We start from the raw sequence: 4,023 nt of genomic DNA, 5'->3' as shown, positions 1-4,023 counted from the left end.
TGTTTTCCACTTCTTCCTGCATTTTCTCGCCTCCTTTCCACGAAGTTTGCAGGGAATCTCTTTTTTGCTAAGGCGGAACCACCAGCCGCCGCAGAAGATAACGCTTCATACCGCCCTCCTTAGCGTAACTGGTCAGAACGGTCATAGTGCAGATTGCCCTGACGTACCTTTGCGTGGCTCAAAATCTTAATCTGCCCCTTTTCCTGACTATCCAGTGCTTTTTCATAACCGGTATCCGACAGGAACAGGCGGGTTCGTTCGCCTTTCCAGCCAACAGGGGAATCGTTCGTCAGCACATCAAAAATAATCATGTGCCGGGTGTCCTCCGCAAAACGCTGGAGATCCATATATCCATGACCGTGATAATTCTGCGCTCCTGCCTTTACCCGCATTTCTTCCATCAGCTGCCCTATGGTCTTTCCCTCAGACATGGCGTGCACCTCCTTTCCCGCGTCCCTGGCCCTTCACGGCCAGGATACCGTCCAGGGTGGTGGCGGTGATCCGCAGGCGCTCGGCGGTGGCAATGTCATTCTTCACGGTCTCGTCGATGCCGTGGCCGCAGACCACCAGCACATGGGACCGGCGCAGGTAGTCCCGCGCCATATCCAGCCCGTCCTTGTGCTCCTGGGGAATCTCGTCTTTGAGGAAGGTAGGCAGGAACAGCACCGGGCAGATGGGCGAATACCCGGCATCGTACACCTGACGGCAGTAGGCCGCAGCGTTCTCGGCGTTCTCATACTGGCTGTTGCTCCAGGGAGCCGTAATGTAGGCAAGAGGTCGTTTCATGGCAAAATCCTTTCTCCCGGTGTTTTCGGGCAGCAGAAAAGCGGCTGTTTACCAGCCGCCTGCGTACATATCGTGGTTAACTTGTGCGGTGTAGTGGTTGCTGATCGTGGTCGGCGCATTAAACAGCACCGCAAGCAGATACTGCTTCATGTTGCGGATTTCGGTGGTATTGTTCCGCAGGCATTCCATGACAAACTCGATGTGGGAGCAATCCAGCTTCAAAAAACGGGAGCGGACCACCTCATGGGGGAAGTCGCTGCCAGCGATCCGGGTGGTTTTCCGCTTGGCGCAGACGGTCTCCACCATCAGCTCCACAATCTCGTCCAGATCCTCCCGGTAGGTGGTAAACTCCCGGCACAGGTGGTCATACTCGATGTTCTCCAGAATCAAATCCCGATAACTTTCCATCTCTGAGACAGACATCGCATCCCTTCCTTTCCGTTCCGGCAGCTGTGCTGCCGCTGCCTCCCGGAAGGGAATAGAATCGGTACTTGATCCATAAGTAATTGTTTTTTCTGTATTTGATTTCTCTATATTTAATTCTGCGGGCTTTTCCGTATCCGGTTTTACCATATCCGGGTTTTCCGTATCTGGTGAAGCCATATCCGGCTGGGGCGTATCCGGGTTCTTCGGCTGTGGCTGCTCATATATGACATACTCCGTATCACTGATGCGTCCCTGGCGGTCACGCAGTTTGTGCCGCACAATGTAACCGGCAGCCTCCAATTCCCGCAACGCAGCGCCTATGGCATCCACGCCCTCCTTACAAATCTTTGCAAGACCACGGGTGGTGTAATTCCAGTCCTCTGGCAAAGACAGCATCATGGAAAGCAGCCCCTTGGCTTTTAACGACAGATTTGCATTTCGTAAATGATGATTGCTCATCACGGTATAATCACGGGTCCGTTCAATGCGAAAAACGGCCATCGACCTCACTCCTTCCGAATTTTGGGTACAAAAAACCGCAATCCTCATTCCAAAGAATTGCGGTGTTCAACACTTTTCAAATTTTCTTGCATAAAACCAAAACAGCGGCTTTTGAAGACGCGCCTCTGTAAATGGCTCCTCCTGGGCGAAAGGAAGTGTTTGCATCACGCGGTCAATATCCGTTGTATCCATGTCATGCTGAGATTTGCAATCTTCCCGGATTGCTTCTTGAATTTCCTTTACCGTACACATAGTCATTCCTTTCCTTTCGTTGTATGGGTTTATGAGCGGCGGCGTTTTCCCGGTTTGAAATCGAGGATATGTCCCTCAATCACACGAGCGTAACGCTTGATCTTGATCTCCCGACGCTGCTGGCTTTGCAGGGCGGCCTGATACCTGTCCTCAGGCAAAAACAGTCGTATTTCCTCTCCGGGGCTACCGTAAGCTGTGCTGGGACGCAGGACGGAAAACTCAATCATCCAGCGGGTGTTATCCTGAAAACGCTCCACGGCAAGAATGTTGTGTCCTTTCAGCTCGCGGGCTGAAATATCCCTCATAGGCGGCTCCTTTCATCGTTCCTGATCTCTCTGGCGTTTTTTCTGCCACTGTTCCAGCAGCTTGATAATAGTTTCCTGCATCCGCTGGGGCGTATAGCTTTTAGGGAAATACTTCCGCAAAGTGTCAGAGGTAAATGTCACCCGGTCCAGATCACTTTTCTTTTCCTCACCCATGATGACACGCATCATATCGAGGGTCAGATGCCCCTCCTGGCTATATTTCTTGAGCCGCTGGGCTTGAGAAAGAGAAGGGGTAGCCTGTTCGCTGTCCATCGCGTCCAGCAGGTCTACCTGTTCTTCCTTTTTGAGAAAGGACAGCTCATAGGCAGGGTTCAGGGCAATCTTCTTTTCATCCACCATATCCATCAATTCAGGAATCAACTCTGTCAGACGGATATAGCGCTGAATTTGATTTCGACTTTGCCCCACCTGTTCAGCAAGCAACTGGTCTGATCGCTTTTGTGTCCCAACTTGGGACACATTTTCTTTACTCGGTCTGCCAGCCTGTCTTTTCATGGCATCCAGCTTCATCTTGTAGGCAAAGGCTCTTTCACTTGGGAGCAAGCTTTCTCGCTGCAAGTTGCTGTCAACCATAATGATCGTGGCGGCATCATCATCCAAATCCCGAACAATGACCGGCATGGTCTCCTTTTCTGCCAGCTCACTGGCTCTGTGCCGCCTGTGTCCGGCTACCAGCTCATAACCGCCCTCCGGGTCCGGTCGAGCAATCGCCGGAACCAGAACGCCATACTGCTTGATACTGTCAGCGGTCTCCATCATGGCTTCGTCATCCTTGACTTTGAATGGGTGGTTCTTAAAGGGATGCAGTTCAGACAGCGGAATCTCCTGAATCTTTTCCAGCTTTGCATCCTGACGGCCTTCTTCGGTGGAGAACAGATCATCTACCGAGGCCAGCTCTATTTTTTTCGCGCTGCTTTTCAAGTTTCAACACCTCCTTCGTTAGATTTCGATACCCCTCTGCCACCTTGCCGCCAGGGTCATGGGCAAAAATACTTTTTCCCTCGGCGCTGATTTCCTTTGCCCGGACAGAATGGGGAATCTCTGTGCCGAATACTTTGATCTTGCTACCATAGGTCTCACGCAGGAGCGCGGAGATCTCTTTGGCAAAGTTGGTTCGGCTGTCCACCATCGTCAGCAGGATACCGTCTATCTGGAGCTTGGGGTTGATCTGCCGCTTTACCTTGTTTACCGTGGAGAGCAGCTGTTCCAACCCTTTGGCGGGCAGATACTCTGCCTGAACGGGAATTATGATCCTGTTGGCAGCTGCCAGTGCGTTGACTGTGAGCATACCCAGGGAGGGCTGGCAGTCGATGAGGATATGGGAGTATTGCCCCTTCAGCGTGTCCAGATATTGCCGCAAGATAGTCTCACGACTCATGGCGTTTACCAGAGATACCTCCATACCGGATAACTGGATGTCCGCAGGCATCAGGTCTACGCCCTCTGAGTGGTGCAGGATACCCTCGCCGGGACGGAGCGGCTCATCCATCAAGATTCGACCCATAGCGTCAGACAAGGTAAAGGGCAGCTTGTCCGGTTGCGGATTTCCCAGGCTGATTGTCAGGCTCCCTTGTGGGTCTCCGTCGATCAGAAGGACTTTCTTTCCGGCCTGCGCCAGCCCGATTCCCAAGTTGGCACAGGTCGTTGTCTTGCCAACGCCGCCTTTCTGGTTGGCAATGGCGATGATCTGTGTGTTCAAATAAACCTCCTCCTTCTACAAAAAATATCCCTA

The 4,023-nt window shown here is 52.3% G+C and carries 7 protein-coding genes; all 7 read right to left on the bottom strand.

Annotated elements, in window-relative coordinates; all coding sequences use genetic code 11:
• Positions 1-119: 119 nt before the first annotated feature.
• Positions 120-431, bottom strand: coding sequence for a DUF5720 family protein (locus DWY93_RS16435; protein ID WP_117470656.1), 312 nt, complete (start codon positions 429-431; stop codon positions 120-122).
• Positions 424-786 carry a hypothetical protein gene (locus DWY93_RS16430; RefSeq protein ID WP_117470655.1) on the bottom strand — a complete coding sequence of 121 codons (363 nt, stop codon included), beginning with the start codon at positions 784-786 and terminating at the stop codon, positions 424-426. Before DWY93_RS16430 ends, DWY93_RS16435 begins: the two co-directional genes overlap by 8 nt.
• 48 nt (positions 787-834) lie before the next feature.
• A complete protein-coding gene (locus tag DWY93_RS16425; protein WP_117453427.1) occupies positions 835-1,713 on the bottom strand; it encodes a DUF6017 domain-containing protein in 879 nt (292 codons plus the stop codon).
• Positions 1,714-1,779: 66 nt separating this feature from the next.
• Positions 1,780-1,965 (bottom strand): hypothetical protein, encoded by a 186-nt coding sequence (locus DWY93_RS16420; protein WP_002592133.1) that lies wholly within the window; start codon positions 1,963-1,965, stop codon positions 1,780-1,782.
• A gap of 29 nt (positions 1,966-1,994) precedes the next feature.
• Positions 1,995-2,270 (bottom strand): DUF5720 family protein, encoded by a 276-nt coding sequence (locus DWY93_RS16415; RefSeq protein ID WP_117472714.1) that lies wholly within the window; start codon positions 2,268-2,270, stop codon positions 1,995-1,997.
• A 12-nt stretch (positions 2,271-2,282) separates the two neighbouring features.
• Positions 2,283-3,212, bottom strand: a complete 930-nt coding sequence (locus tag DWY93_RS16410) for a ParB/RepB/Spo0J family partition protein (protein ID WP_117472712.1) — start codon at positions 3,210-3,212, stop codon at positions 2,283-2,285.
• The gene (locus tag DWY93_RS16405; RefSeq protein WP_117470653.1) at positions 3,169-3,990 is read right to left on the bottom strand and encodes a ParA family protein; all 822 of its coding nucleotides are present in this window, start codon (positions 3,988-3,990) and stop codon (positions 3,169-3,171) included. Before DWY93_RS16405 ends, DWY93_RS16410 begins: the two co-directional genes overlap by 44 nt.
• Between the last annotated feature and the right edge of the window lie 33 nt (positions 3,991-4,023).

Origin of the sequence: Clostridium sp. AF28-12 (genome assembly GCF_003435225.1) — a bacterium.
GTDB lineage: Bacteria > Bacillota > Clostridia > Lachnospirales > Lachnospiraceae > Pilosibacter > Pilosibacter fragilis.
This window is presented reverse-complemented; position numbering and strand designations above follow the sequence as displayed.

What these genes read in the sequence shown, in the direction of transcription:
- DWY93_RS16435 (WP_117470656.1), bottom strand. Translation starts at nt 431, where the DNA reads ATGTCTGAGGGAAAGACCATAGGGCAGCTGATGGAAGAAATGCGGGTA.
- DWY93_RS16430 (WP_117470655.1), bottom strand. Translation starts at nt 786, where the DNA reads ATGAAACGACCTCTTGCCTACATTACGGCTCCCTGGAGCAACAGCCAG.
- DWY93_RS16425 (WP_117453427.1), bottom strand. Translation starts at nt 1,713, where the DNA reads ATGGCCGTTTTTCGCATTGAACGGACCCGTGATTATACCGTGATGAGC.
- DWY93_RS16420 (WP_002592133.1), bottom strand. Translation starts at nt 1,965, where the DNA reads ATGTGTACGGTAAAGGAAATTCAAGAAGCAATCCGGGAAGATTGCAAA.
- DWY93_RS16415 (WP_117472714.1), bottom strand. Translation starts at nt 2,270, where the DNA reads ATGAGGGATATTTCAGCCCGCGAGCTGAAAGGACACAACATTCTTGCC.